The 26,168-nt window shown below is 74.6% G+C and carries 23 protein-coding genes and 3 pseudogenes; 4 read left to right on the forward strand and 22 right to left on the reverse strand.

The annotated features are described in order from the left end of the window. Window positions 1–77 precede the first annotated feature (77 nt). Window positions 78–1,514, reverse strand: coding sequence for a gamma-aminobutyraldehyde dehydrogenase (locus tag LUW75_RS04875; RefSeq protein ID WP_250334524.1), 1,437 nt, complete (start codon window positions 1,512–1,514; stop codon window positions 78–80). A 447-nt stretch (window positions 1,515–1,961) separates the two neighbouring features. Here LUW75_RS04875 and LUW75_RS04880 point away from each other — a divergent pair, with 447 nt between their 5' ends. The 3 genes from LUW75_RS04880 to LUW75_RS04890 all read left to right on the forward strand — a co-directional run bounded on the left by LUW75_RS04880 (window position 1,962) and on the right by LUW75_RS04890 (window position 5,217). After that, window positions 1,962–2,690: an ABC transporter ATP-binding protein gene (locus LUW75_RS04880; RefSeq protein ID WP_250334525.1), complete on the forward strand. Its 729-nt coding sequence runs from the start codon at window positions 1,962–1,964 to the stop codon at window positions 2,688–2,690. Beyond that, window positions 2,672–3,883 carry a hypothetical protein gene (locus LUW75_RS04885; RefSeq protein WP_250334526.1) on the forward strand — a complete coding sequence of 404 codons (1,212 nt, stop codon included), beginning with the start codon at window positions 2,672–2,674 and terminating at the stop codon, window positions 3,881–3,883. Before LUW75_RS04880 ends, LUW75_RS04885 begins: the two co-directional genes overlap by 19 nt. 368 nt (window positions 3,884–4,251) lie before the next feature. Beyond that, window positions 4,252–5,217, forward strand: coding sequence for a hypothetical protein (locus tag LUW75_RS04890; protein WP_250334527.1), 966 nt, complete (start codon window positions 4,252–4,254; stop codon window positions 5,215–5,217). A 3-nt stretch (window positions 5,218–5,220) separates the two neighbouring features. Here LUW75_RS04890 and LUW75_RS04895 read toward each other — a convergent pair whose 3' ends face one another. From LUW75_RS04895 to rpsB, 9 genes and pseudogenes are all read right to left on the reverse strand, one after another. After that, window positions 5,221–6,246: an ABC transporter ATP-binding protein gene (locus LUW75_RS04895; RefSeq protein ID WP_462933691.1), complete on the reverse strand. Its 1,026-nt coding sequence runs from the start codon at window positions 6,244–6,246 to the stop codon at window positions 5,221–5,223. A 10-nt stretch (window positions 6,247–6,256) separates the two neighbouring features. Then, window positions 6,257–7,870: pseudogene (locus LUW75_RS04900) on the reverse strand (ABC transporter permease); the annotation flags it as partial. A 65-nt stretch (window positions 7,871–7,935) separates the two neighbouring features. Then, complete coding sequence (locus tag LUW75_RS04905) at window positions 7,936–9,033, reverse strand: thiamine ABC transporter substrate-binding protein (RefSeq protein ID WP_250334528.1); 1,098 nt, start codon at window positions 9,031–9,033, stop codon at window positions 7,936–7,938. 224 nt (window positions 9,034–9,257) lie between these two features. Further along, window positions 9,258–10,370: a dual-specificity RNA methyltransferase RlmN gene (gene rlmN, locus LUW75_RS04910; protein ID WP_250334529.1), complete on the reverse strand. Its 1,113-nt coding sequence runs from the start codon at window positions 10,368–10,370 to the stop codon at window positions 9,258–9,260. A 167-nt stretch (window positions 10,371–10,537) separates the two neighbouring features. Beyond that, complete coding sequence (locus LUW75_RS04915) at window positions 10,538–11,650, reverse strand: phosphatidate cytidylyltransferase (RefSeq protein WP_250334530.1); 1,113 nt, start codon at window positions 11,648–11,650, stop codon at window positions 10,538–10,540. Next, window positions 11,650–12,207 (reverse strand): ribosome recycling factor, encoded by a 558-nt coding sequence (gene frr, locus LUW75_RS04920; protein ID WP_250334531.1) that lies wholly within the window; start codon window positions 12,205–12,207, stop codon window positions 11,650–11,652. Before frr ends, LUW75_RS04915 begins: the two co-directional genes overlap by 1 nt. A 162-nt stretch (window positions 12,208–12,369) precedes the next feature. After that, the gene (gene pyrH / locus LUW75_RS04925; RefSeq protein ID WP_250334532.1) at window positions 12,370–13,134 is read right to left on the reverse strand and encodes a UMP kinase; all 765 of its coding nucleotides are present in this window, start codon (window positions 13,132–13,134) and stop codon (window positions 12,370–12,372) included. Between the two features lie 154 nt (window positions 13,135–13,288). Continuing rightward, on the reverse strand, window positions 13,289–14,125 hold the full coding sequence (gene tsf, locus LUW75_RS04930; protein ID WP_250334533.1) for a translation elongation factor Ts: 837 nt from the start codon (window positions 14,123–14,125) through the stop codon (window positions 13,289–13,291). A 137-nt stretch (window positions 14,126–14,262) separates the two neighbouring features. After that, a pseudogene (rpsB, locus tag LUW75_RS04935) lies at window positions 14,263–15,142 on the reverse strand (30S ribosomal protein S2). A 256-nt stretch (window positions 15,143–15,398) separates the two neighbouring features. Here rpsB and LUW75_RS04940 point away from each other — a divergent pair. Beyond that, window positions 15,399–16,028, forward strand: coding sequence for a M23 family metallopeptidase (locus tag LUW75_RS04940; protein ID WP_250334534.1), 630 nt, complete (start codon window positions 15,399–15,401; stop codon window positions 16,026–16,028). Window positions 16,029–16,043: 15 nt separating this feature from the next. Here LUW75_RS04940 and LUW75_RS04945 read toward each other — a convergent pair whose 3' ends face one another. From LUW75_RS04945 to rplS, 12 genes and pseudogenes are all read right to left on the reverse strand, one after another. Further along, window positions 16,044–16,604, reverse strand: a complete 561-nt coding sequence (locus tag LUW75_RS04945) for a TetR/AcrR family transcriptional regulator (protein WP_250337548.1) — start codon at window positions 16,602–16,604, stop codon at window positions 16,044–16,046. Window positions 16,605–16,676: 72 nt separating this feature from the next. After that, the gene (gene whiG, locus LUW75_RS04950) at window positions 16,677–17,510 is read right to left on the reverse strand and encodes an RNA polymerase sigma factor WhiG (protein WP_250334535.1); all 834 of its coding nucleotides are present in this window, start codon (window positions 17,508–17,510) and stop codon (window positions 16,677–16,679) included. Between the two features lie 230 nt (window positions 17,511–17,740). Then, the gene (dprA, locus tag LUW75_RS04955; protein WP_462933692.1) at window positions 17,741–19,039 is read right to left on the reverse strand and encodes a DNA-processing protein DprA; all 1,299 of its coding nucleotides are present in this window, start codon (window positions 19,037–19,039) and stop codon (window positions 17,741–17,743) included. Further along, entirely contained in the window at window positions 19,036–20,643 is a 1,608-nt protein-coding gene (locus LUW75_RS04960; RefSeq protein WP_250334536.1) for a YifB family Mg chelatase-like AAA ATPase, read from the reverse strand. Before LUW75_RS04960 ends, dprA begins: the two co-directional genes overlap by 4 nt. After that, window positions 20,643–21,005: a YraN family protein gene (locus LUW75_RS04965; protein ID WP_250334537.1), complete on the reverse strand. Its 363-nt coding sequence runs from the start codon at window positions 21,003–21,005 to the stop codon at window positions 20,643–20,645. The genes LUW75_RS04960 and LUW75_RS04965 overlap by 1 nt, the downstream gene beginning before the upstream one ends. A gap of 106 nt (window positions 21,006–21,111) precedes the next feature. Then, entirely contained in the window at window positions 21,112–21,420 is a 309-nt protein-coding gene (locus LUW75_RS04970; protein ID WP_149178923.1) for a DUF2469 domain-containing protein, read from the reverse strand. A gap of 43 nt (window positions 21,421–21,463) precedes the next feature. Continuing rightward, the gene (locus tag LUW75_RS04975; RefSeq protein WP_250337550.1) at window positions 21,464–21,970 is read right to left on the reverse strand and encodes an NUDIX hydrolase; all 507 of its coding nucleotides are present in this window, start codon (window positions 21,968–21,970) and stop codon (window positions 21,464–21,466) included. Between the two features lie 85 nt (window positions 21,971–22,055). Then, window positions 22,056–22,811, reverse strand: coding sequence for a signal peptidase I (lepB, locus tag LUW75_RS04980; protein ID WP_250334538.1), 756 nt, complete (start codon window positions 22,809–22,811; stop codon window positions 22,056–22,058). A 90-nt stretch (window positions 22,812–22,901) separates the two neighbouring features. Beyond that, a complete protein-coding gene (gene lepB / locus LUW75_RS04985) occupies window positions 22,902–23,906 on the reverse strand; it encodes a signal peptidase I (protein WP_462933784.1) in 1,005 nt (334 codons plus the stop codon). Then, window positions 23,875–24,876, reverse strand: a pseudogene (lepB, locus tag LUW75_RS04990) (signal peptidase I). The gene lepB (LUW75_RS04985) and the pseudogene lepB (LUW75_RS04990) overlap by 32 nt, the downstream one beginning before the upstream one ends. Next, window positions 24,869–25,621 (reverse strand): signal peptidase I, encoded by a 753-nt coding sequence (gene lepB, locus LUW75_RS04995; RefSeq protein ID WP_250334540.1) that lies wholly within the window; start codon window positions 25,619–25,621, stop codon window positions 24,869–24,871. The pseudogene lepB (LUW75_RS04990) and the gene lepB (LUW75_RS04995) overlap by 8 nt, the downstream one beginning before the upstream one ends. Window positions 25,622–25,688: 67 nt before the next feature. Then, window positions 25,689–26,039, reverse strand: a complete 351-nt coding sequence (rplS, locus tag LUW75_RS05000) for a 50S ribosomal protein L19 (RefSeq protein ID WP_250337551.1) — start codon at window positions 26,037–26,039, stop codon at window positions 25,689–25,691. Window positions 26,040–26,168: the final 129 nt, after the last annotated feature.

Below are 26,168 nucleotides of genomic sequence, written 5' to 3' on the forward strand. Positions count from 1 at the left end.
CGTCCGCGGGGCGCCCCGCGCGGAGACGGCCGGAGGGCGGACCCCGCGGGGTCCGCCCTCCGGCGCGTCGTCGGGCGTCAGCCCAGGGAGGTCATCACGTGCTTGATGCGGGTGTAGTCCTCGAAGCCGTACGCGGAGAGGTCCTTGCCGTAACCGGACTTCTTGAAGCCGCCGTGCGGCATCTCGGCGACCAGCGGGATGTGGGTGTTGATCCAGACGCAGCCGAAGTCCAGCGCCTTGGACATGCGCATCGCGCGCGCGTGGTCCCTGGTCCAGACGGAGGAGGCCAGGGCGTACTCGACGCCGTTGGCGTACTCCAGTGCCTGCTCCTCGTCGCGGAAGGACTGGACGGTGATGACCGGGCCGAAGACCTCGTTCTGGACGATCTCGTCCTCCTGCTTGAGGCCGGAGACGACGGTCGGCGCGTAGAAGTAGCCCTTGTCGCCGACGCGGTGGCCGCCCGCCTCCACCTTGGCGTGCGCGGGAAGGCGGTCGATGAAGCCGCTGACCTGCTTGAGCTGGTTGGCGTTGTTCAGCGGCCCGTACAGCACGTCCTCGTCGTCAGGCGCGCCGGTCCTCGTGCCGGCGGCGGCCTTGGCGAGGGCGGCGACGAACTCGTCGTGGATCGACTCGTGGACCAGGACGCGGGTGGCCGCCGTGCAGTCCTGGCCGGCGTTGAAGAAGCCGGCGACGGAGATGTCCTCGACGGCCTTGTCGACGTCGACGTCCTCGAAGACGACGACCGGGGCCTTGCCGCCGAGCTCCAGGTGGACGCGCTTGACGTCCTTGGCGGCCGACTCGGCGACCTGCATGCCGGCGCGTACGGAGCCGGTGATGGAGGCCATGGCCGGGGTCGGGTGCTCGACCATCATCCGGCCGGTGTCGCGGTCGCCGCAGACGACGTTGAAGACGCCCTTGGGGAGGATCGAGCCGATGATCTCGGCGATCAGGACCGTCGAGGCGGGCGTCGTGTCGGACGGCTTGAGGACGACGGTGTTGCCCGCGGCGAGGGCCGGGGCGAACTTCCACACGGCCATCATCATCGGGTAGTTCCACGGCGCGACCTGGGCGCAGACGCCGACCGGCTCGCGCCGGACGATCGAGGTCATGCCCTCCATGTACTCGCCCGCGGAACGGCCCTCCAGCAGCCGGGCGGCGCCCGCGAAGAAGCGGATCTGGTCCACCATCGGGGGCAGTTCCTCGGTCCGCGTGAGGCCGACGGGCTTGCCGGTGTTCTCGCACTCGGCGGCGACCAGGTCCTCGGCGCGCTCCTCGAAGGCGTCCGCGATCCTCAGCAGGGCCTTCTGGCGCTCGGCGGGGGTGGTGTCCCGCCAGGCGGGGAACGCCGCGGCGGCGGCCTCCATCGCGGCGTCCACGTCGGCCTGGCCCGAGAGCGGAGAGGTGGCGTAGACCTCCCCGGTGGCGGGGTTGACGACGTCGATGGTCCGTCCGTCGGCGGCATCCCGGAACTCGCCGTTGATGTAGTTGCGCAGACGACGCAGTTCGGTGGTCACGTGGCCACCCCTCCTGTCGATTTCGGTGTCCGTGGTCACCCCCGGTCCGGTGGTGCCGTTCGGCGGGTGGAACACCCAGCCTAGTCGCTCATATCACGCTTTCGACAGGCCCGACGCTCCGTCACTTTTCTTTCTGCGGAAAAGCTGGCATCGCACCATTGATTCCATGGTCGTCGAGTTGTCGGGGCGACGAGTCCTGGCGCAGAGCGGGGTACGGCCCGCCGAAGCGCGGGTTCCGGGTCCGTCGGCGGACGGCCCCCGCGATCGACGCCGTGTCCCCGGCGACCACCCGAGGGCGGCCCGGACGCGCCCGCGCGGGTGCATCCGGGTCGCGGGCGTTCCCCGCGGCGGCGCCGTCCCGCGGGGACCGGCGGACTACGTGTTATGTTCCGACCGGTTCGGGGGGATGGTCAGAAGGCTCCGAGCTGATCCGAGGGGATGAGAGACATGGCGGCCCCGCCCGACAACGACGTGCTGTGGGCGCGTTCCCTGCACCACACGCACAACGGCTCCCCCGCCCTCAGCGGCGTCTCACTCGGCGTCCGCGAAGGCGAGATCCTCGCCGTCCACGGCCCGCGCGGCTGTGGGAAAACGACTCTGCTGCACTGCCTCGCCGGCCGGACCGTCCCCGAGGAGGGGGAGGTCTGGTTCGACGGCGCGCCCGTCCACACCATGGGTCCGCCCCAGCGGGAACGGCTCGGCCGCGACCGGTTCGCCTGGATCGACCCCGAGCCCGCCCTCGTACCCGAGCTCACCGCCTGGGAGAACGCCGCCCTGCCCCTGCTGCTGCGCGGCGTCCCCCGCCGGACGGCCAAGGCCGCCGCCCTCGAGTGGCTGGAGCGGCTCGACGTCGGCGACTGCGCCAAGCGGCGGCCCCGCGCCCTGCTCCAGTCGCAGCGCCAGCGCGTCAGCGTCGCCCGCGCGTTCGCCGCCGAGCCCGCCGTCCTCTTCGCCGACGAGCCCGCCGCCGCCCTGCACAGCGCGGAGGGGACGCGGGTCCTGCGCGCCCTCACCGCCGCGGCGCGCTCGCACCGGGTCACGGTCGTCCTCGCCACGTACGACGCGGAGGTCGCCGCCCTCGCCGACCGCGCCGTCGCCCTGTTCGACGGACGCCGCGTCGACGCCCCGCGGGCCGCCGAGGTGGAGGGGCGCGACGCGTGCTCGCTCTCCGTCTGACCCGCGGCGCCCACCCCTCCCTCCTGCTGCGGCGGCTGCTCGTCGCCGTGGCGTCGGCCGGGACGGGCTTCCTGCTGCTGTGCGTCCTCGGGCACGCCGTGGCGCACCCCGACCGGGCTCCCGCCTCCCTGCTCCGGCTCGCCTGGTGCGCCCTGCCGCTCGCCGCCGCCGTGCACCTGGCGGTCGCCGTGGCGCGCACCGATCCGGGAGCCCGCCCCCGCCCCGGGCTCTTCTCCGCCGGGCTCGGCCCGTTCCGGCTCGCCGCCGTCGCGGCCGCGTCGACCGCCGCCGCCTGCGCGCTCGGCTCGGCGCTCGCGCTCCTGTCCTACCTGCTCCTGCGCGGTGGCCTGCCCGGCCTGCCCGGCCTGCCGCCGAACGGGGCCGCGGCCGGGCCGTCGGCCGGCACGCGGCCCCTGCCGGTGCCGGCCGCGCTGACGCTGCTCGCGCTGGTTCCGGCCGCCGCCTCCACCGCCGTCGCCCTGGCCCTGCGCCCCGGCGGGCGCGCGTCCGGCCGGCGGCGGCCCCCCGCCGCAACGGGCACCGCCGGTGCCACTGCCCCCCTCCCCGCCGCCCGCGAGCCGTCCGGCCCGGCGCCGGCCGGCCTGCCCTGGGGCGTCGCCCTCGTGGCGGCGGGCCTGGCCCTGGAGGTGTACGGGACGCGCGGCGCGGGCGGCGGGGTGCCGCTGCCGGGCGGCGTGCCCGGCGGCCCCGCCCCCGTACTGGCCGGCTGGGCCCTCACCGCCCTGGGCCTGGTCGTGGCCGGGCCCGGCCTCGCCCACCTGTGCGGGCGGCTCCTGCAGGCGTACCGGCCGGGTACGGTGCGGCTCCTCGCGGGCCGCGCCCTGATGGACGAGTCCCGCCGCATCGGCCGGCCCCTCGGCGTGCTGTGCGCGGTCGTCTCCGCGGGGGTCGCGGTGAGCGCCCTGTACGCGCGGACGGACGCCCGGCCCCCCGGCCCGCTGTCCGGGCTCGGCGCGGCCCTCGTCCTGGTGTGCGCGGTGGCCGCCCTGTCCGCCGCCGCCGTGGAGAGCCGCCAGCACCGGGCGGGCACGACCGCCGTCCTGCGCCGGCTCGGCGCCCCGACGGGCCTGCTCCGCTCGGCCGCACTGCTGCGCGCGGCGGTTCTGGTCGCCGGGTTCGCCCCGCTGGCCTGGCTGACGGCCGCGCTGACCGCGCTTCCGCTCCGCCCCTGAGACCGGCGGGCCCGGCGGTCGCGGAACGCCCCGGATCCGATGGCCGCACGGCACGCCTCCGCCCCACTGCCGCGGCCGCGGCCACCGGATCCGGACGCCGGAGGCGTTCGATCGGGCCGCCGCGGGCGGCGGCCCCGCCGGGCGGCGCGTAGGACCCCTTGAACCCAAGAAGGCCCCCCGGCGGCCTCCCGCGCCGCCCCGGCCGACACGGTGGAGGAGGCCGCGGCGGAACCGCTCCGCCCCGCGGGCCGCTGGGCCGCCGGGGGGCGCCGGCCGCACGAGCCGGGACGCGGGCGCTCCCCGCGGGGCGGAACGGGACCCTCCCCCGGGGCGACGTCCGCGCGGACCCGCGCCGGAAGCCTGGCCGCATGGGACCGAAACGGTGGTGGGCGGCGTGGCCGTCCTGGGCGGGGAGCGCCGCCTTCGTGTGGAGCGCGCTGTACGCGGCGGGTGCGGCACTGGCCGCGGCGACCGGCCCGGCGTTCGGGTACGCCCTGCTCGGCGGGGCCGCCCGGGGCGCGGCGGCGCAGTGGGCGTCGGCCGCGCTGTACGGGGGCGCGGCGGCGCTGGCGTACGGGATGCGGCGGTGGCCGGGACGGGTGTGGCCCGGGCGTGCGGCGTGGGGGGTGGTGGTGCTGTGCCTGACGTCCGGGTTCGGCTTCCTGCTGAGCCTGACGCGGGTGCTGGCGTTCCTCAGCCGCGACCAGCCGCCGATGGACTGGGCCGCGTGGGCCAACCAGGGCGTCGCCCTGGCGGGCGCCGCGCTGTGGCTGGGCGCGGCGTTGGCGCACCGGCGGCACGGGCGGGGCGTGTGCGCGCACTGCGGGGGCGTCCGCGCGTCCACGGACGCCCGGCCCACGAGGGCGGGGCTGGTCGCTGCGGCCGCACTCGTGCCGTACGCGGTGACGAAGACGGCCTGGGCGCTGGGCTGGACGGCCGGGTACGCCGGTGAGGGCCGTCCCGGCCTGGATCCGCGCTACGCGAGCGACCTGGCGATCCGGCTGTACGCGCACGGGGTGGACGCGACCGCCGTGCTGGCCGTCGTCGGGATGGGGCTAGCGCTGGCGCTCACCCGCTCGTGGAGCGCGGCGCCGGTACGGGCGGTGCTGCTGGCGCTCGGGTGGGCGGGGGCCGCGGCGCTCGTCCCGTTCGGGGTGTTCCTGGCGGTGACGGGGGTGCTGGTGTGGGCCGGGCCGGTCGACGTGGGGCTCGGGGACCACGCCCCTTGGGTGGTGGCCGTCGCGTACGGGGGCTTCTCGGTGTACGGGGCGGCACTGGGGCGCGCGACGGGGACGTACCGAGCGCGGACGCGCCGCCCGTGTACACGGTGCTGATCGTCAGCCGAGGACGACGACCTCGTCCGGGGTGAACGCGACGCCGACCACCGCGCCCCGCTCCGGCGCGTCCCGCAGGGCGCACTCGGCCTCCAGCGGGGGCGCGTCCGCGCCGTCGGGCCGCAGCAGGACCGCCACGTGGTGGCCCCGGAACGTCCGCCCCTCGACCGTGCACCGCAGTCCGCCGGCGGGGGCGCCGAGCCGTACGCCGGCGGGTCGCACCAGCAGCCGCGCGGCGCCCCGCGGGGTTCCGGGCGGTACGGGCACCCGGCCCCACGCGGTGTCGGCGGTGTCACCGCTCACGGTCGCGGCGACCACGTTGCCGAAGCCGAGGAACCGGGCGACGAACTCCGACGCGGGCCGCTGCCACACCTCCAGCGGCGTGCCCGCCTGCGCGACGCGGCCCTCGTGCATGACGACGACCCGGTCGGCGAGCGCGAACGCCTCGGACTGGTCGTGCGTGACGGCCAGCACGGTCGTGCCCAGCCGGCCGAACAGCCCGCGCAGCTCCGTGACGAGCCGCTCCCGCAGGCCCCGGTCGAGCTGGCCCAGCGGCTCGTCCAGCATCAGCAGCCGGGGACCGGGGGCCAGCGCCCTGGCGAGCGCGACGCGCTGCTGCTCACCGCCGGACAGCGCGGCGACCGACCTGCGCTCGGCGCCCGGCAGGCCCACGAGGTCCAGCAGCTCCGCGACGCGCGCGGCCCGCTCGGCGCGCGGCACCCCGCGCATCCGCAGCCCGAACGCGACGTTCCCGGCCACGTCCCGCTGCGGGAACAGCTGGTGGTCCTGGAACATCAGCCCGACCCCGCGCCGGTGCACGGGCACGCCGACCTGGTCGGCACCGTCCAGCAGCACCCGGCCGGCGTCGGCCGGCTGGAGCCCGGCGACCACCCGCAGCAGGGTCGACTTGCCGCTGCCGCTGGGTCCGAGGACGCACACGGTCTCGTGCTCGGCGACCGCCAGGTCCACCGCGTCCAGCGCGGTGCGGGCGCCGAAGCGGACGGTCACGCCCTCCAGCCGGAGCAGCATCGTCAGAACTCCCCCCGCGGTCCGCCCGGACGCGTTCGAGCAGCAGCAACGCGACCGCGCAGACCACCATCAGGATCGTGGACAGCGCCATCGCCTGCCCGTAGTTGAGTTCGCCGGGCCGGCCGAGCAGCCGCGCCACGGCCACCGGCAGCGTCGGACGGTCGGCGCGGGCGAGGAACACGGTGGCGCCGAACTCTCCGAGCGACACGGCGAACGCGAACCCGGCGGCGACCAGCAGCGCCCGCCGCACCATCGGCAGGTCCACCTCCCGCCACGCCCGCAGCGGTGAGGCGCCGAGCACGGCGGCGGCCTCCCGCAGCCGCGTGTCCACCGCGCGCAGGACGGGCAGCATCGTCCGCACGACGAAGGGCACGCCGACCAGGGCCTGCGCCAGCGGCACCAGGATCCACGACGCGCGCAGGTCCAGCGGCGGCTCGTCCAGCGTGACGAGGAAACCGAAGCCGACGGTGACGGCGGACACGCCGAGCGGCAGCATCAGCAGCGCGTCGAACCCGCGCACCAGCCGCCCGGCCCGCCGGGTGAGCGCCGCCGCGGCGAGTCCGCCCACCACGACGGCGACGGCCGTCGCGGCGAGCGCGAACCGCAGGGAGTTCCCGACCGCCTCGAGCGGCGGGACGGCGAACGTGCCGCCGCTCGCCTCCGCCGACCGCAGTGCCCGGTAGAAGCCGAGGCCGCCGGAGGCGTCCAGCGAGCGGGCGACGAGCACCCCGAGCGGCAGCACCAGCAGCAGCCCGGCGGAGGCGAGGACCCCGCCGAGCAGCGCCCACTGCCCGGCGCCGCGCGGCCGGCGCGCGGTGCGCGCCGGGTCGACCAGCCGCAGCGCGGTCTCCCGGCGCCGCACGGTCCACGCGTGGAGCGCCAGTACACAGGCGACGGCGGCGAACTGGACGAGGGTGAGCACGGCGGCCGTCGGCAGGTCCAGCAGCTGCGCGGTCTGCCGGTAGACCTCCGCCTCCAGCGTGCGGTAGGCGGGCCCGCCGAGGATCGCCACGACGCCGAAGGAGGTGTACGTGAAGAGGAACACCATCAGCGCGGCCGCGGCCACCGCCGGGCCGAGCGCGGGCAGCGTCACCCGGCACCAGGCGGCGAGGCGGGACGCGCCGAGCACCCGCGCGGCCTCCTCCTGCCGGGGGTCGAGCTGCGCCCACAGCCCGCCCACGGTCCGGACGACGACGGCGTAGTTGAAGAAGACGTGGGCCAGGAGGATCGCCCACACGGTCGTGTCGAGGCGGACGCCCCACAGCTCGTCGAGGAGCCCGCCGCGCCCGAGGAGCGCCAGGAACGCCGTGCCCACGACCACGGTCGGCAGCACGAACGGCACGGTGACCACCGCCCGCAGCACCTGCCTGCCGGGGAAGTCGAAGCGGGCGAAGACGTACGCGCCGGGGAGCGCCACCAGCAGGGTGAGCGCGGTCGAGGCGAGCGCCTGCCAGGTGGTGAACCACAGGACGTCGAGGACGTCCGGCCGGGTCAGGACCTCGCCGAGCCGGCCGGGCCGCCATCCCTCGTCCGTCCTCAGGCCGCGCCCGACGATGGTCGCGACCGGGTAGGCGAAGAAGACGGCGAAGAAGGCGGCGGGCAGCAGGAGGAGCGCACCGCGCACCGCGCCGCCGCGGGCGCGCACCGGCCTCGCGCCCCGTGCGCAGGCGTCCTCCACCGGGCGTCCGCCTACTTCAGGACGAGCGAGGACCACGCCCGGACCCACCGGTCGCGGTTCTCGGCGATCTTCTCGGGCGCCATGGTCAGCGGCTCGTCGACGGCGACGCCGTGCCTGGTGAACAGCTCGGGCGGTTTCGCGTCCTCCACCACCGGGTGCACGAACATGTTCAGCGGCATGTCCTCCTGGAACCTCTTCCCGATCATGAAGTCGAGGAGGGCCTTGCCGCCCTCCTCGTTGGCGGCGCCCTTCAGCAGCCCGGCGAACTCGATCTGCCGGTAGCAGGTGCCGGGTGCGACGCCGGTGGGCGCCTCGGCGGGCCTCGGGTCGCCGTAGAGGACCTCGACCGGCGGGCTGGAGGCGTACGAGACGACGAGCGGCCGGTCGGCCTTGGCCTTCCTGCCGCCGGCGGAGCCGGAGAACTCCTGGTTGTAGGCGATCTCCCAGCTGTCGACGACCTTGACGCCGTTGTCCTTCAGCTTCCTCCAGTAGCCCTGCCAGCCCCCGTCGCCGTACGCGGCGGCCGTGCCGAGGAGGAAGCCGAGGCCGGGCGACGACCGCTCGGGGTTCTCCACCACGAGGAGGTTCCGGTAGGCGGGCTTCGCCAGGTCGTCGAAGGTCTCCGGCGGGGCGAGCCGCCGGTCGGCGAAGAACTTCTTGTCGTAGTTGACGCAGACGTCGCCGTAGTCGATCGGGGTGACGCGGCGCCCGTCCCGGTCGAGCCGGAAGGCGGGGTCGACCCGGTCGAGGCCCTTCGCCTCGTACGGCTCGAACACGCCGTTGTCGAGGGCGCGGGAGAGGGTCGTGTTGTCCACGCCGAAGAAGACGTCGCCCTGCGGGGCTCCCTTGGTGAGGACGGCCTTGTTGACCGCCTCGACGGCGTCGCCGCTCCTGAGGACCTTCACCGTGTAGCCGGTCCGCCGGGTGAACTCCTTCAGCACGGCGTCGGAGGCGGCGAAGGAGTCGTGGCCGACGAGCGTGACGGTCTTCGGCGCGCCGCCGCCGGCCTCGTCACCCGCCCCGCCGGATCCGTCCCCGCACGCCGTGAGCGCCGCGGCGCCCAGGGCGGCGGCGACCGCGCCCGCGGTGATCTTCTTGGTGGTGCTCACTCATTCCTCCTGGGACGGCCAGGAAGAGGCGCTGCCCCGTCCGCCGCGGACGCGGCGGGCGGGGCGCAACAGCTCGAGTGACGGCCGAACTCCCTGCCCGGAACGGCCCGGGCGGGGTTCAGAGGGTCTGCGGTCCGGTGGTCACCGCACTCTCAGCGCTGTGGCGCTCCCCTGTCGGAGTATCCGGATGTTCGGGCTCCAGACTACAGCGGGGCGTTTTCCGGTCAGCGCTCGGCCGCCGCGAGCTGGCCGCACGCCCCGTCGATCTCCTGGCCGCGGGTGTCGCGGACGGTGACCGGGACGCCGTGCGCGGCGACGGCCTCGACGAACGCCCTCTCGTCCTCGGGGCGGGAGGCGGTCCACTTCGAGCCCGGAGTGGGGTTGAGCGGGATCAGGTTGACGTGGACCCGCCGGCCCTTGAGGAGCCGGCCGAGGAGGTCGCCGCGCCACGCCTGGTCGTTGATGTCGCGGATCAGCGCGTACTCGACGGAGACGCGCCGCCCGGACTTCTCGGCGTACTCCCACGCCGCGTCGAGCACCTCGCGGACCTTCCAGCGCGTGTTGACCGGGACGAGCGTGTCGCGCAGCTCGTCGTCGGGGGCGTGCAGCGACACGGCGAGGCGGCACTTGAAGCCCTCGTCGGCGAAGCGCAGCATCGCCGGGACGAGACCGACCGTCGAGACCGTGATGCCGCGCTGCGACAGGCCGAGGCCGTCCGGCTCCGGGTCGGTGAGGCGGCGGACGGCGCCGACGACGCGGTTGTAGTTGGCGAGCGGCTCGCCCATCCCCATGAAGACGATGTTCGACAGCCGCGCGGGGCCGCCGGGGACCTCGCCGTCGCGCAGGGCGCGCATCCCGTCGACGATCTGGTGGACGATCTCGGCGGTCGACAGGTTCCGGTCGAGACCGGCCTGGCCGGTGGCGCAGAAGGGACAGTTCATCCCGCACCCCGCCTGCGACGAGACGCACATCGTCACGCGGTCGGGGTACCGCATGAGCACCGACTCGACGAGCGTGCCGTCGTGCAGCCGCCACAGGGTCTTGCGGGTCGTGTCGCCGTCGCACGAGATGTGCCGGACGACGCTCATCAGGTCCGGCAGCAGCTCGCCGGCGAGCTTTTCGCGGGAGGCGGCGGGGATGTCGGTCCACTCGGCGGGGTCGTGGGCGTACCGGGCGAAGTAGTGCTGGGACAGCTGCCGGGCGCGGAACGGCTTCTCACCGATCGCCGCCACGGCCGCCTTGCGCTCCGCGGGGGTGAGGTCGGCGAGGTGCCGCGGCGGCTTCTTGGCTCCGCGGGGCGCGACGAAGGTGAGTTCGCCAGGGACGGGGCGTACCACGCGAGCAACTCCTCGTGAGGGCTGAGGTCCGGGCCCCGCGCGTGCGGGGGCGGGGGCGGCTTCCGTGCCGGAGCCGGGGGACCTCACCGGGTCGTCCCCGCGTCGGCGGGGAGGGGGAAGGGCCCGCGACGCGATGCCGCGGGCCCTTCCAGAGTACCCGCCCGCGGTCAACCCGCTCCGACGAAGACCACCAGCAGCAGCCACACGACCGGCGCCGTCGGCAGCAGGGAGTCCAGGCGGTCCATGATGCCGCCGTGGCCCGGCAGCAGGGTTCCCATGTCCTTGATGCCCAGGTCCCGCTTGATCATGGACTCGCCGAGGTCGCCCAGCGTGGCGCTGACCGCGACCGCGAGGCCCAGGAGCAGGCCCTGCCACCACGCGCCGCCCTCGACGAGGAACCCCATGCACAGCGCCCCGGCGGCCATCGCGAAGGCGATCGCGCCGAACAGGCCCTCGCGGGTCTTGCCCGGGCTGATCCGCGGTGCCAGCTTGTGCCTGCCGAAGCGCCAGCCGACCGCGTACGCGCCCGTGTCGCTGACGACGGTCAGCAGCAGGAACGTCAGCACCCGCTGCGGCCCGTCGTCCGCGGCCAGCATCAGCGCCACGAACGTCGCCAGGAACGGCACGTAGAGGGCGGCGAACACGCCGGCCGTGACGTCCTTGAGATATCCCTCCGGCGGTTCCGCCATCCGCCACACGAGCACCGCGAGCGCGGTCAGCGCCGTCGCCACCCAGGCGCCCTCGGCCCCGCGCACGTACCCGGCGACGACCATCGCCACACCGCCGGCGGCGAGCGGGACGAGCGGCGCCCTGAGGCCCTTGCACTCCCGGAGCCTGGAGGTCAGCTCCCACAGGCCGACGACGACGGCGATCGCTATCACGCCGACGAAGACGGCCTTCTGGACGAAGAGCGACGCGACGATCACCGCGCCGAGACCGACGCCGACCCCTATGGCGGCCCGCAGGTCGCGTCCGGCCTGCTTCCTCTGCCGCTCCTGTCTCTTCCGCTGCGAGCGGCCCTGCGGCTCGGCGGGCTCCGGTGGCATGGGCTCCTGCGGCATCTCGTCACGGACCGGGGGGCCGCTCGGCCGAGCGGCCCCCCGGTCATGGTCGTCCTGGTCTCCGCCGGCGGGGGCTCCGGGCGCGGTGGGCACGGGGCGGGTGTGCTGCGCGGCGTGCTCGTCGAGGGCGGGGCCCGCCGGGGCGGCCGGAGCACGCCCCTGGCCGGGCGGGCCCCAGTGCGCGCCTCGCGGCGGGGCCCCCGGGGAAGCGTCGTTCATCAGACCTCGAGCAGCTCGGCTTCCTTGTGCTTGAGCAGCTCGTCCACCTGCGCGACGTACTTCGCGGTGGTGTCGTCGAGCTCCTTCTCCGCACGGCGGCCCTCGTCCTCACCGACCTCGCCGTCCTTGACGAGCTTGTCGATGGTCTCCTTGGCCTTGCGGCGGACGGCGCGGATCGAGATCTTCGCGTCCTCGCCCTTGCCCTTGGCGACCTTGATGTACTCGCGGCGGCGCTCCTCGGTGAGCTCGGGGAAGACCACCCGGATGATGTTGCCGTCGTTGGAGGGGTTGACGCCGAGGTCGGAGTCGCGGATCGCCTGCTCGATGTTGCGCAGGGCGGTCTTGTCGAACGGCGTCACCACGGCCATGCGCGGCTCCGGCACCGAGAAGGAGGCCAGCTGGTTGATCGGCGTGAGGGCACCGTAGTAGTCGGCCACGATCTTGTTGAACATGGCCGGGTGCGCACGCCCGGTGCGGATCGCGGCGAAGTCGTCCTTGGCGACCAGGACGGCCTTCTCCATCTTCTCCTCGGCTTCGAGGAGGGTCTCTTCGATCACCACTTGCTCCTGCGTGTCTTGGTTTCGTCCCGGCGTGCACCACGGCCGCGGAACCTGCGTCGCGTCTTCTCCTGCACGGTGTCCGACCGGCAGGACTTTGTCCATCCCCGGCCGGGCGGCGGGGGTCCCTCCCGCCCGAGCGGGGCCGAGGGCCCCGGAGAGTCAGTGCCGGGTGCCCTCGTCACTCACGAGAGTGCCGATCTTCTCACCCTTCACGGCGCGGGCGATGTTGCCGGCCGTGAGGAGTTCGAAGACGAGGATCGGCAGCTTGTTGTCGCGGCAGAGGGTGATGGCGGTGGCGTCGGCGACCTTGAGGTCGCGGGCGATCACCTCGCCGTACTCCAGGGCGTCGAACCTCACGGCGTCCGGGTTGGTCTTCGGGTCGGAGTCGTAGACCCCGTCGACCCCGTTCTTGCCCATGAGGAGGGCCTCGGCGTCGATCTCCAGGGCGCGCTGGGCGGCGGTGGTGTCGGTGGAGAAGTACGGCATGCCCATACCGGCACCGAAGATCACGACGCGGCCCTTCTCCAGGTGGCGCACGGCACGCAGCGGGATGTAGGGCTCGGCGACCTGCCCCATGGTGATCGCGGTCTGGACACGGGACTGGATGCCCTCCTTCTCCAGGAAGTCCTGGAGGGCGAGGCAGTTCATCACCGTGCCGAGCATGCCCATGTAGTCGGAGCGTGCCCGGTCCATACCGCGCTGCTGGAGCTCGGCGCCGCGGAAGAAGTTGCCACCGCCGATGACGACCGCGATCTGCGCGCCGTCCCGGACGACCGCGGCGATCTCGCGGGCGATGGCGTGCACGACGTCGGGGTCGACGCCGAGGCCGCCGCCGCCGGAGAACGCCTCGCCGGACAGCTTCAGGAGGAAGCGGCCGGCTTTCTTACCGGTGTTGTCGTCGCCCTGTGCGGCGCCCTGATTCATTGGAGATCTCCTCGTGCGCATACGAAGAAGGCCATTGCCGGGGGTGCTGGTGTCCCTGTGCGGCAATGGCCTCCTCGTCAGATCTGCGGCCGTCCGGCGCGGACGCGGACGGCTGCTGCGACCCCACGGGGTCCGGTGTCCGTCGTGTGCGGACTCAGATGCCGACCTTGATGCGCGTGAAGCGCTTCAGGGTGACGCCGGCCTCGTCCAGGATCTGCTGGACGGACTTCTTGTTGTCGAGCGCGTACGGCTGGCCGAGCAGCGTCGCGTCCTTGAAGAAGCCGTTGATGCGGCCCTCGACGATCTTCGGCAGCGCGGCCTCGGGCTTGCCCTCGGCGCGGGTGGTCTCCTCGGCGACGCGGCGCTCGGCCTCGACGACCTCGGCCGGGACGTCCTCCTTGGAGAGGTACTTCGGGGCGAAGGCGGCGATGTGCTGCGCGACGCCCTTGGCGACCTCGGCGTTCTCCTTGTCGAGCTCGACGAGGACACCGATCTGCGGCGGCAGGTCCGGCATGGTGCGGTGCATGTACGCGGTGACGTAGCCGCCGGAGAACTGCGCGAAGCGGTCGAGGACGATCTTCTCGCCGAGGTTCGCGTTGGCCTCGTCGACGAAGGCCTGGACGGTCTTGCCGGGCTCGATCTCGGAGGAGAGCAGCGCGTCGATGTCGGCCGGGGCGGTGGCGGCGACGTGCTGGGCGAGCTGGGCCGCGACCGACTGGAACTTCTCGCCCTTGGCGACGAAGTCCGTCTCGCACTTCAGCTCGACGAGGACGCCGGAGGTGTTGTCGTCGGCGATCAGGGAGACGACGGCGCCGTTCTCGGCGGAGCGGCCCTCGCGCTTGGCGACGCCCTTCTGGCCCTTGATGCGCAGGGCCTCGACGGCCTTGTCGACGCTGCCGTCGGACTCGTCCAGCGCCTTCTTGCAGTCCATCATGCCGGCGCCGGTGAGCTCGCGAAGCTTCTTGACGTCAGCGGCGGTGTAGTTCGCCATGATCTGTGAATCTCTCTCGGAGTCTGGAAGATCTACCAGGATCTATGGGATGACGGAGGGGGCTTGCGGCCCCCTCCGTCGACGACCGGACCGGTCGGGCCGGGCGCGGGCCCGGACCTCGGGGTCGGGACCGCTGGTCAGGCCTGCTCGGCCTCGGCGGCCGGAGCCTCCGCGGCGGGGGGCCTCGGCGGCGGGAGCCTCGGCCGGCTTCTCGGCGGCCTCGTCGGAGTCCGCCTTCTTCTCCCCCTCGAGCAGGTCGCGCTCCCACTCGGCGAGCGGCTCACCGGCCGCCTTGTCGCCCGGCTTGCTGTCGCCGGTGGCGACGCCGGAGCGGGCGATGAGGCCCTCGGCGACGGCGTCGGCGATCACCCGGGTGAGCAGGGTGACGGAGCGGATCGCGTCGTCGTTGCCCGGGATCTTGTAGTCGACCTCGTCGGGGTCGCAGTTGGTGTCGAGGATCGCGACGACCGGGATGTTGAGCTTGCGCGCCTCGCCGACGGCGATGTGCTCCTTCTTGGTGTCGACGATCCAGACCGCGCTGGGCACCTTCTGCATGTCGCGGATGCCGCCGAGGGTCTTCTCCAGCTTGGCCTTCTCGCGGGAGAGGACCAGCAGCTCCTTCTTGGTGAGGCCGGACGCGGCCACGTCCTCGAAGTCGATCGCCTCGAGCTCCTTGAGGCGCTGGAGGCGCTTGTACACGGTGGAGAAGTTGGTGAGCATGCCGCCCAGCCAGCGCTGGTTGACGTACGGCATGCCGACGCGGGCCGCCTGCTCGGCGATGGCCTCCTGCGCCTGCTTCTTCGTGCCGACGAACATGATGGAGCCGCCGTGCGCGACGGTCTCCTTGACGAACTCGTAGGCGCGGTCGATGTACGACAGCGACTGGAGCAGGTCGATGATGTAGATGCCGTTGCGCTCGGTGAAGATGAAGCGCTTCATCTTCGGGTTCCAGCGACGGGTCTGGTGACCGAAGTGGACGCCGCTCTCCAGCAGCTCCCGCATCGTGACGACGGCCATGGCCGTATCTCCTTGAAGTGTCGGTTGTTCCCTGACGCCCCGGCGCGCTGTGCCACGAATGGACCGATGAGCGCTGCCACGGCCGGTGAGGGTGGTGGCGGGGCGTGCGAAGTCGACCCGGTGGCCCGGGTCGCCAGAAGAAGTGTACGGGACCTGGGCACCGCCGGGTGACGGCGCTGTCCACAAGCGGCGCCGTCGTCCACAGACCGCGGCCGTGATCCACCCGAGTGGGCGGATCGGGGGGGACAGTGCGGGCATGGACCGACGCTCTGCGTTCGCCGCCCCGCCGGCGGCCCCGGTGCTCCTGCTGCTCCTGCTGCTCCCCGTCGTGGTCGCGGGCGCGGCCGCCGGGCCGGTGCCGCGCGCCCCGGCGGCCTGGCCGGCGGCGTCGCTGCGGGCGGGTCCGGGCGGGGACACGGCGCCGTCCGGCGGGCCGCCCGCGCGGGAGGCCGTGTGGCCCGTGGGGCCGCCGCGGGCGGCGGTGGTGCGGGGTTGGGAGCCGCCCGTGTCCGCGTACGGACGGGGACACCGGGGCGTCGACCTGGCGGCGGCGCCGGGTACGCGGGTGCGGGCGGCGGCCGCGGGGCGGGTGTCGTTCACGGGGCCGGTGGCGGGGCGGGGCGTCATGGTGGTGACGCTCGCGGCGCCGCCGGGCGCGGTGGCGCCGAGGATCACGTACGAGCCGGTGCGGGCCCTGGTGGAGGCCGGGACGGAGGTGCGGGCGGGGCAGGTGGTCGCCCTGACGGCCGCCGACGCGGCGTCGCACTGCGCGGGCACGTGCCTGCACTGGGGGCTGAGGCGGGGGGACGCCTACCTGGACCCGCTGTCGCTCCTGCCGCCCGCGCTGCTGCGGCGCCCGCCGTCCCGGTTGCTCCCCTCGGGGTGAGGGCCGCGTGCGGTGTCAGGGGCGGGCGACACCGCGCAGGGCGACGGCGACCGCCGTGTCGGCGATGGCGGACGGCTCCTCGGCGGCACCGAGTTCGATGCGGCGGACGGCCGCGTCGACGACGCCTTGGAGCAGCATCGCGGTGAGCCGGGGCTCGGGCCGGCCGAGTTCGGCGAGGGCCCCGACGACGATCGCGACGAGGCCGCCGTGGGCGGCGCGGATCTTCTCGCGGGCGCCGTCGTCCAGTTCGCTGGCGGAGATGGCGACGACCGCGCGGTGCCGGCGGTCGCCGACGAGCTCCAGCTGGCGGCGCACGTACGCCTCGACCTTCGCCTCCGGGGTGGCCGCCCGCTCCATGGCGGCCTCGACCTCCGCCGCCCAGACCGGGAAGTCGGCCGCGCACAGCTCCTCGACGACGGCGGCGCGGGAGCGGAAGTACTCGTACACCGACGACCGGGCGAGCCCGGTGCGTTCGGCGAGGGCGGGAAAGGTCAGCGCCTCCGTGCCGCCCTCGGACAGCAGGGAGCGCGCCGCGTCCAGCAGGGCGGCGCGCTGCATCGTCCGGTGCTCGGCCACGGAGGCCGCTCGAATCCTTGGCACGGGTCCCACTGTACGGCCGCCCGCCCGGCCCCGGAGGGCCCTCCCCGGTCAGCGTCCGACGTCCGCCAGCTTCGCCCTGAGCTGGAGGACCGACTTGGTGTGAATCTGGCTGACGCGGCTCTCCGTGACGCCCAGGACGTTGCCGATCTCGGCGAGGGTGAGGCCCTCGTAGTAGTAGAGGGTGACGACGGTCTTCTCGCGCTCGGGGAGGGTGTTGATGGCCCGGGCGAGCAGGCGGCGCACCTCCCGGCCCTCGGCGACCTCGACGGGGTCGTCGGCGGCGGTGTCCTCCAGGGTGTCCATGAGGCGGTCGCCGTTCTCGCCGCCGACGTGCAGCAGCTCCTCGAGGGCGACGACGTTGGCCAGGGACAGCTGGCTGAAGACGGCGTGGAGGTCCTCGACGGGGATGCCCATCTCGGCGGCGACCTCGCTCTCGGAGGGGGTGCGCCGCAGCCGCGCCTCCAGGGTGGCGTAGGCGCGCTCCACCGCCCTGGCCTTCTGGCGGACGGAGCGGGGGATCCAGTCCAGTGCCCGCAGCTCGTCGATCATGGCGCCGCGGATGCGGGTGATCGCGTAGGTCTCGAACTTGATGGACCGGTCGACGTCGAACTTCTCGATGGCGTCGATCAGGCCGAAGACCCCGGAGGAGACGAAGTCGGCCTGCTCGACGTTGGGGGGGAGGCCGACGCTGACCCGGCCCGCGACGTACTTCACGAGGGGCGAGTAGTGCAGGATCAGCTGTTCCCGCAGCCGCTCGTCGCCCGTTTCCTTGTACGACCGCCACAGCTCGTCCAGCGACGAGGGAGCGGCCGGCCGGCCGCCGCCCCGGGCGGCGGGCGGCGGAACCGCAGCGCGGTCGGACCCGGAGGTGTGCTGGGGCATGCGTCGCCTTGAGCCGTTCTGCCGTGGTGTGCGGGGATGGACGGGGTAGCGGTGAGCGTAGCGTGACTGAGCCGTCGCAGTGAGCGAAGACGGAGGGATCGTCCGCAGGCGGGATCACGCCGTCGGCCGCATCTTCGAACGGCGGCGGCGGACCGGCCGTGGGCGGTTCCGCCGCCGCCGACGGGGCAGAGATGGTCATCGGGTTCACCTTTTCACCCGATTGCTCCAGGTCAAGGACTGCCTCGCCGGGCATCCGGGTGGCCTCTCCCGGGGGCCGCCAACCGCCAGACGTCGCCATGCCGTTCGACGTACCCGAGGGAATGGAGCTCGTACAGTCTGCCGAGTGCGTCGTCAACGCTCGTCCCGGCGCTCGCCGCCACGTCGGGGACGGTCGCGGTCCGGCCGGGCCGCGGGAGCGCGTCGAGCACGCGCGCGGTGAGCGGGTCGAGGAGGTCCCGCGGGACGACGGGGCCGCGCCGGTCGGGGGCCAGCTCCCCGATGTCGCCGACGAGTTCGACGACGTCGTCGGCGTCGGTCACCAGGACGGCGCCCGCGCGCAGGAGTTCGTGGACGCCGGCGGAGAGTCCGCTGGTCGCGGCGCCGGGGACGCCCATCGTGTGGCGGCCGAGCCGCTGGGCGTCGCGCGCGGTGGCGAGCGCTCCGCTGCGGTGGGCGGCCTCGACGACGACGGTGCCCCGGGTGAGGGCCGCGATGACGCGGTTGCGCAGCAGGAACCGGGCCGGCGTGGGGTGGTCCCCGGGTGGCAGCTCCCCCAGCACCAGTCCCTGCTGGGCGATGCGCCCGATCAGCCCGGCGTGCCCGCGCGGGTAGGCGACGTCGACGCCGCAGGCGAGTACGGCGACCGTGGCGCCGCCCGCGCCCAGGGCGCCGCGGTGGGCGGCGCCGTCGACGCCGAACGCCGCACCGGAGACGACGACCCAGCCGCGCTCGGCCAGCCCGGCGCCGAGCACGGCCGCCATGTGCGCCCCGTAGGGCGTGCACGCGCGGGCGCCGACCAGGGCGACGGAGCGCAGCGCCCACCTCCGCAGGTCGGCGGGGCCCCGCACCCAGAGCCCCACGGGTCTCGCGTCGCCGAGGTCGTCGAGCTGGCTGGGCCACTCGGCGTCGCCGGGGACGACGAACCGCCCCCCGAGCGCCCCGACCAGCTCCAGGTCCTGCTCGGGCCGCACCCGGGCCGCCCGGGCGAGGTATCCCCGGAGGCGCCGCTCGCCCACCCCGGTGAGCGAACCGCTCCGGTACGGCTCCGCGGTGAGCCGCCGCAGCAGCTCCGTCGGACCCAGTTCGCGCAGCCACCGCCCGCCGTGCTCGTCTCCCGGTTCGAGCACCCGGCACAACCCCGCCCGGGCCGCCCGTTCCTCGTCCGCCGCCGCCCCGGCGCCCCCGGTGCCCGGCCCCGGCGCGTACCCGGCGGGCGCGCCCGCCGGCCGTGCCTCCGCTCCCCCCGCCGGCCCCGCCTCCGGGCCGGTGTGCCGGAGCCCGCCCGCCCGTGTGCTCCCGGCGCCCGTCACCGCGGTCCTCCCGCGCTCACCGGTACGCCCCGCGGGACACCGGTGCGCATCTCCAGGGCGAGGTTGACGTCGCCGGCGTCGGGCCGGGCGCGGCCGGCCAGGTCGGCGAGGGTCCAGGCGGTGCGCAGGACCCGGTCGAGGCCGCGGGCGGTGAGCAGACCGCGTTCGATGTCGCGTTCGGCGGCGGCCAGCGCGCCGGGGGCCGGGTGCCAGCGGGTACGCAGTTCGTGACCGGGCACCTCGGCGTTGCGGGTCCACGGCGTGCCGTCCAGGCGGGCGGCGGCGCGCTCCCTCGCCGCCCGGACGCGCGCGGCGACCGCGGCGGTGGACTCGCCCTTCGCGGCGAGCAGGTCGGCTCGGCTGACCGGTTCCACCTCGATCCGCAGGTCGACACGGTCCAGGAGCGGTCCCGACAGGCGCGACTGGTAGCGGCGGATCACCGACGAGGGACACTCGCAGGCGTGCCCGTGCGCGCTGTACCGGCCGCACGGGCACGGGTTCGCGGCGAGGACCATGAGGAACCGCGCCGGGAGCCGCACCACACCCGCCGCTCGCGCCACGATCACCTGGCCGGACTCCAGGGGCTGCCGCAGGGCGTCCAGGGCCTTCCCCGGGAACTCGGGGGCCTCGTCCAGGAAGAGCACGCCCCGGTGTGCGAGCGAGACGGCTCCCGGACGCGGCAGTCCGTTGCCGCCGCCGATCAGGGACTGCATCGTCGCCGAATGGTGCGGCGCGCAGTACGGCGCCCGGCTCACCAGCGGTTTCCCCGGGGGGAGGATGCCGGCCACGGAGTGGACCGCGGTCACCTCCAGCGATTCGCCGCGGGTCAGCGGCGGCAGCAGGCCGGGCATCCGCTCGGCCAGCATGGTCTTGCCCGCGCCGGGCGGACCGGACAGCAGCAGGTGGTGGCCGCCGGCGGCGGCGACCTCCAGCGCGAGCCGTGCGGCACGCTGCCCCGCGACGTCCGCCAGGTCGGGGCCGGTGCCGGGGTCGGCGGCCAGTCCCGTGCCCGCCCCGGCTCCGGGGACCACCAGACCGGCCAGCATCGGGGCGGGTCTGCCCTCCTCGCCCGGCTCCTCCTCGGGCACCGGGGCGTCGGTGAGGACCGCGACCAGCTGGCGCAGACTCCGTACGCCCAGCACGGACACCCCCGGGACGAGCGACGCCTCCCCCGCGGTCTGCTCGGGGACGACGACGTGCTCGTATCCGGCCTCGGCCGCCGCCAGGACCGCAGGCAGCACGCCCCGCACCGGCCGGACCCGGCCGTCGAGGCCCAGCTCCCCGACGAGGACGAGGTCCGCGATGGCGCGCGGATCGATCAGCTCGGCCGCCGCCATGACCGCGCAGGCGACGGCGAGGTCGAATCCGGAGCCGGCCTTGGGCACCGACGCGGGGCTCAGCCCCACGGTCAGCTTCTTCTGCGGCCACGGGGCGCCGGAGTTGACCATCGCGGCCCGCACCCGGTCGCGGCTCTCCGACAGGCTCTTGTCCGGCAGGCCCACCAGCGTGAACGCCGCCACCCCCGGCTCCAGGTCCGCCTGGACCTCCACCACCACCCCGTCGACGCCGACCAGCGCCACCGAGCACGTCCGGGCGAACCCCATCAGGCCACCCCCCGCACATGGTGCACGACGGGCGCGCCGCGCCGGGGCAGCACCACGCCGACCAGGTCGATGCGGACCCCTCCCGGGGGCGGCCCGCCGTGCCGGTCGAGCCAGCACTCGGCGAGCCTCCTCAGCCGGTCCGCCTTGGCACGCGTGATCGCCGCCAGCGGGTGCTGGAAGGCGCCCACCCGGCGGGTCTTCACCTCGCAGACCACGACCGCGTCGCCGTCGCGGGCGACGATGTCGATCTCGCCGCCGCGTCCGCAGCGCCAGTTCCTGGCGAGGACGGCCATGCCCGCCTCGCCGAGCCGGCGTACCGCCAGCCTCTCCCCGTACTGTCCGAGTGCCCCCGTGGCGTTCATCCCGGCACCACCTCCGGTACCGACTGTGACGCCTCGGGCGCTCGGTCGTGGATCCCGGTGGACAACCGGTCCCGCTGTGGAGAACCCGGCCACCCGTACGGGTGGATCAGCTGCCCGGGAGCTCCAGGTCCGTCTTGTTCAGCTCCTCGATGTTCACGTCCTTGAACGTGAGCACCCGTACCTGTTTGACGAAACGGGCCGGCCGGTACATGTCCCAGACCCACGCGTCCGCCATCGACACCTCGAAGAAGACCTCGCCGTGCACCGAGTGCACCTGCATCTCGTAGTCGTTCGTCAGGTAGAAGCGCCGCTCGGTCTCGATGACGTACTTGAACAGCCCGACGACGTCTCGGTACTCCCGGTAGAGCTTCAGCTCCATCTCGGTTTCGTACTTCTCGAGGTCCTCGGCGCTCATGGCATGTTCCCCTTCAGCCGTGCGTGCCCCCATTGTGCGCCAGTCATCCGTACCCCTGGACGATTTCCGGGGACAGGACGACCGGCGCGGGCGGCGGGCCCTCGTCGAGCAGCGTGCGCAGCAACTCGGCGAGTCGTGTCGGGTACACCGTCTCACGGGCCGTCGACAGTTCGGCGGAGGTCCACCACCTCAGTCCCGCGACGCTGCGGGTCTCCAGCTCGGTGAGGCGGTCGCCCAGGGCCGCGGCGGTGTGCCGGGTCCGGGCCAGGTAGTACCACTCGTCCTGGTTCCAGCGGCGCCCGGCGAACGGGAAGGAGCAGATCCGCCGCCACACCACCGGTCCGAGCTCGACGTCGGTGACGCCGGTCTCCTCGGCCAGCTCGCGCAGCGCGGCCTCCTCGCGGGTCTCGTCGCCCTCGACGCCGCCGCCCGGGGTGAACCACCAGGTCCGCGTCGGGTCGTCCGGCTCATGGCCGTGCAGGAGCAGGATCCTGTCGTCGGGGTCGAGCAGCACGGTCCGCGCGACCCGCCGCAACTCGCCCTGCGGCAGTCCCGCGGGGAGGTCCCCGGGCGGCCCGTCCGGTCGCCGGCCCCCCGCCGCGCGCCCGTGCCCGTCCCCCAGCCGCGCCCTCCCGTCAGCCACGCGTCGCCCCGCTCCGCTTCCGGGGCCGCGATCCCAGCCGTGCCAGCGGCCCGTACGCGGCCCCGCCCAGCACCAGCGCGGCGCCGATCGCCACGGCCCAGGCCAGCGGCCGTACGGGGCCGGGGGCCGACACTCCGCCCGGCAGGGCGGCGAAGCCCTGCGGCCGGTCGACCATCCCGAGCCCGCCCGGCGGCCACACGACGGCGTCGAGCCGGGCGGCGACGGCGCTGCGGGGCACCGACCCCCTCCCGGCGTCCTGGAGGTGCGCCCGCGAGTCCTGCGATCCCGCGCGCTGGTCGCCGAGGAGGAAGAGGCTCCCCTCCGGCACGGTCGCGGCGAACTCCGTCGGCGAGGCGGCCTCCCCCGCGCCCCAGCCCTGGGAGCGCAGGTACGGTTCCCGGACGGGCTCGCCGTCGACGGTGAGCCGGCCGTCCGCGTCGCAGCAGGCGACCTCCTCGCCGCCGAGGCCGACGACCCGCTTGACCATGGGCAGGTCGCCCCAGGTGCGGTCCGTGAAGACCACCACGTCGCCGCGCCGCACCTCGGAGCCGTCGATCCGTTGGGCCAGGACCCGGTCGCCCGCCCCGACGGTCGGGCTCATCGAGTCGGTGGGCACCGTGTAGGGGCGGTACAGGACGGCTCCGCAGGCGAACCCGCCGAGGAACAGCACACAGCCGACGGCCACGGCCAGCCCCGACAGCACGCCGCCGAGACAGCCGCGACCGCCCGTACGCATCGTTCCGCCCATCCCAGCACTCCCCGCTCAGGAGATCGAGTGTCCCGGGAGGGCACCCTACCCGCGCCCGCTACCGGGCGGTACGCCCCGCGGAGGCGCCGCTCAGGAGCGCGTGGCCGCGGCGTCGCGCGCGAGGATCCGGCCGCGGCGCCACAGCACCAGCGGCAGGGCGCCGGCGAGTCCCAGGGCCCCGGGGCCGGCGGCCGCAGCGGCGGCCGCGCCCAGCCCGGGCCGGTCGAACGCGTCCGGGACCGGCAGGGCCGACCAGCGGTCGAACGGCCAGGCGACGCTGATCGCGCGGCCCACGACCTTCTCGTTGGCGACCGTGCCGCCGCCCGGGAGCTCCCGGTGGTAGCGGGAGTCCAGCGAGTTCTGCCGGTTGTCGCCCATCACCCAGACGCGGCCCTCGGGCACCTCGACCGGCCCGAAGGGCTCGTCGTCGCACGGCGTGGAACCCGGGTACAGGTACGGGGTCTCCTCCAGCGCCTTGCCGTTGACGTGGACCTTTCCGCCCTTCTTGCACTCGACGGTGTCACCGCCGACCCCGATGACGCGCTTGATCAGGTTCTGCTTGTCGGGCGGCGGCATCAGGCCGACGAAGCTGAGGAACCGCTGCAGCGGGTTCTGCTCGGGTGCGGGCTCGTCCAGCCAGCCGCCGGGATCCTCGAAGACGACGACCTCGCCGCGCTCCGGCTCGGAGCCGAACCAGGGGGTGAGCTTGTCGACCAGCACCCGGTCGCCGCGCTGCAGCGTGTTCATCATCGACTCGGAGGGGATGGAGAAGGCCTGCACCAGGAAGGTCTTGATCAGCAGCGCCAGCAGCAGGGCGATGCCGATCAGCAGCGGCAGTTCCTTCCAGAAGGAGCGCTGCTTCCTCGGCTGCGGCAGGTCGCCGTCGTCCACGCTGTCGTCGTCCACGCTGTCTTCCTCGGCGTTCTCGGCGTTCTCGGCGCTCCCCGCGCCGGCTGCGTGCGGCGCGTCGCTCCGGAGGGCCGCGCTCTCGGTCACGCCCGCGGCGGGCGCCCCGCCCGGGCCGGGGGACGGGTCCGCGAGCGGCTCGCGCCCCTTCTCCGGCTCATCGCGTCCGGACCGCGCGCCGACCGCCAGATCCCCCACGTCCACTCCTCAATCCGTGTTCTCGCCCGCCCCCGAACCAGGGGGAGGCCCATCACTCCCATAACGAGCGGGAGTTCCGCAGGGGTCGGGAGCCGTAGCGATCCGTTCGCGTACCAGGAGGACACACTATGCGACGCGCCGAGCGCCGTCGCGGTCCCGGGCGGCGCGTCCGGGACCGCGGCGAACGCGTCCCCGCCGTCCAGTCCGCGCCAGTGGCCGAACGGCCAGGCGATCGCGAAGGCGCGCCCCACGACCTGCTCCTCCGCGATCGTCCCCCGGAACGGTCCGTCGAGGTGGAAGCGCGAGTCGGCGGAGGCGGAGCGGTGGTCCCCCAGCACGAACAGCCGCCCCCGGGGACCTCGACCTCGAACGGGATCCGCGAGGGCTCGTCACCCGGATGGAGGTACGGCTCGTCCAGGGGCACGCCGTTGACGGTCACGCGCCCGTTCGCGTCGCAGCACGCGACGGTGTCCCCGCCGACGGCGATCACCCGCTTGATGAGGTCCTGCGCGCCGTCGGAGGGCAGCAGGCCGATGAACGACAGGGCCCACTTGGCCCGGGCGACCAGCGGGGCGTCCCGCGGCTCCGCCCGCTCGGAACCGAGCCAGCCGCCGGGGTCGCGGAAGACGACGACGTCGCCGCGTTCCGGCCGCGCTCCGAACCAGGGGGTCAGCTTGTCGACCAGGACGCGGTCGTCGATCCGGATCGTCTGCTCCATGGAGCCGGACGGAATGACGAACGCCTGCACCAGGAAGGTCTTCAGGACGAGCGCGATGAGCACCGCGGCGGTGACGAGCAGGGGGATCTCCCTGATCCCGGACCGGCGCCTGCGCCGCTTCACCCTGCGGGCGAGCCTGCGCCGCTCGGCCCGGCCGGGCAGCGGGCGGCGGCCGTCCGCGGTCCGCGAGGCGGACGGCCCGGGGCGGGCGCGATGGCCGCCGCGCCGGCCGCGGCTACCCATGGCCCCCGCCCGGGACCGGGGCGTCCGGTACGGCCCCGAAGGCGTCCGTCGCGTCGATGCCGGACCAGCGCCGCGCCGGCCAGCCGATCCAGTCGGCCCGGCCGATCACCATGTCGACGGGGACCGTGCCGCCGCCGGGCGCGCCCAGGTGGTCGCGGGAGTCGCGGGACTGACCGCGGTGGTCGCCCATGACCCACAGGGTGCCGTCCGGCACCACGATGTCGAACCGCACCTCGGAGGGGGCGTCGCCGGGGTGGAGGTACCCCTCCCGGACGGGGGCGCCGTTCACCTCGATCCTGCCCGCCGCGTCGCAGCACACCACCCGGTCGCCGCCGACGCCCACGACGCGCTTGACGAAGCCGGTGCCGGCGGGTTCCGCGAGGCCCAGTGCCGCCGCGGTGTCGTGCAGGAGCCCGGTGACCGGGCCCTTCTCCGGAACGCCGTGGACGAAGGAGCCGGCCCCGTCGAAGACGACGACGTCCCCGCGCGCGGGCCCGGCGCCGAAGCGGTACGCCAGCTTGTTGACGATCACCCGGTCGCCCACCCGGAGCGTCGGCTCCATCGACCCGCTGGGGATCTGGAAGGGCTGGATGACGAAGTGGCCGACGAGCAGCGTGCCGACGGCCCAGGCGAGGCCGAACAGGCCGACGGTGCGCCGGGAAAGCGCGAAGCGCGACCTCCGCTCCGGCCGCCTTCCGGCGTCGGGGGGGAGGTCGCGCTCCGTGTGCTTGGCTTCGGTGTCCATCGGGGCGAGCCTAACCGGCCGTCCGTGGAGCTCGCCCGAGGCGTGGACGCGCGGGCCGAGCCGGGGCTCAGTTGTCGCGCTTCTCCTTGATCTTCGCGGCCTTGCCGCGCAGCTCGCGGAGGTAGTACAGCTTCGCACGGCGGACGTCACCGCGGGTGACGAGCTCGATCTTCTCGAAGATCGGGCTGTGCACCGGGAAGGTGCGCTCGACGCCGACGGAGAAGGAGACCTTGCGGACGGTGAAGGTCTCGGAGACGCCGGAGCCCTGGCGGCGGATGACGACGCCCTTGAACTGCTGGATCCGGGAGCGGTTGCCCTCGATGACGCGAACGTGGACGTTCACGGTGTCACCGGGGCGGAACGCGGGGATGTCGGTCCGCAGGGACGCGGCGTTGACGGTGTCGAGCACGTGGGACATGGTCGTCTGCTTCCTCGCTGATGCCACAGGTCATCAGCGGAAACTGGAAAGTCGGGGTCGGGTGGCCGTGCGTCGGGTGCGGCGCGTGTCCCCCTGTGGCAGGGGCGCCGACCGGGCGTACGGCAGCGG

The organism is Streptomyces sp. MRC013, from assembly GCF_023614235.1.
GTDB lineage: Bacteria > Actinomycetota > Actinomycetes > Streptomycetales > Streptomycetaceae > Streptomyces.

Excerpts from the sequence above, each read along its gene's own strand:
- LUW75_RS04915 (WP_250334530.1), bottom strand. The coding sequence starts at position 11,650 with ATGAACGACGCTTCCCCGGGGGCCCCGCCGCGAGGCGCGCACTGGGGC.
- lepB (WP_250334540.1), bottom strand. The coding sequence starts at position 25,621 with ATGGACACCGAAGCCAAGCACACGGAGCGCGACCTCCCCCCCGACGCC.
- whiG (WP_250334535.1), bottom strand. The coding sequence starts at position 17,510 with ATGCCCCAGCACACCTCCGGGTCCGACCGCGCTGCGGTTCCGCCGCCC.
- rplS (WP_250337551.1), bottom strand. The coding sequence starts at position 26,039 with ATGTCCCACGTGCTCGACACCGTCAACGCCGCGTCCCTGCGGACCGAC.
- LUW75_RS04970 (WP_149178923.1), bottom strand. The coding sequence starts at position 21,420 with ATGAGCGCCGAGGACCTCGAGAAGTACGAAACCGAGATGGAGCTGAAG.
- LUW75_RS04895 (WP_462933691.1), bottom strand. The coding sequence starts at position 6,246 with ATGCTGCTCCGGCTGGAGGGCGTGACCGTCCGCTTCGGCGCCCGCACC.
- LUW75_RS04965 (WP_250334537.1), bottom strand. The coding sequence starts at position 21,005 with ATGAACGCCACGGGGGCACTCGGACAGTACGGGGAGAGGCTGGCGGTA.
- LUW75_RS04880 (WP_250334525.1), top strand. The coding sequence starts at position 1,962 with ATGGCGGCCCCGCCCGACAACGACGTGCTGTGGGCGCGTTCCCTGCAC.
- pyrH (WP_250334532.1), bottom strand. The coding sequence starts at position 13,134 with ATGAATCAGGGCGCCGCACAGGGCGACGACAACACCGGTAAGAAAGCC.
- tsf (WP_250334533.1), bottom strand. The coding sequence starts at position 14,125 with ATGGCGAACTACACCGCCGCTGACGTCAAGAAGCTTCGCGAGCTCACC.
- LUW75_RS04940 (WP_250334534.1), top strand. The coding sequence starts at position 15,399 with ATGGACCGACGCTCTGCGTTCGCCGCCCCGCCGGCGGCCCCGGTGCTC.
- lepB (WP_250334538.1), bottom strand. The coding sequence starts at position 22,811 with ATGGGCGGAACGATGCGTACGGGCGGTCGCGGCTGTCTCGGCGGCGTG.
- LUW75_RS04960 (WP_250334536.1), bottom strand. The coding sequence starts at position 20,643 with ATGGGGTTCGCCCGGACGTGCTCGGTGGCGCTGGTCGGCGTCGACGGG.
- LUW75_RS04890 (WP_250334527.1), top strand. The coding sequence starts at position 4,252 with ATGGGACCGAAACGGTGGTGGGCGGCGTGGCCGTCCTGGGCGGGGAGC.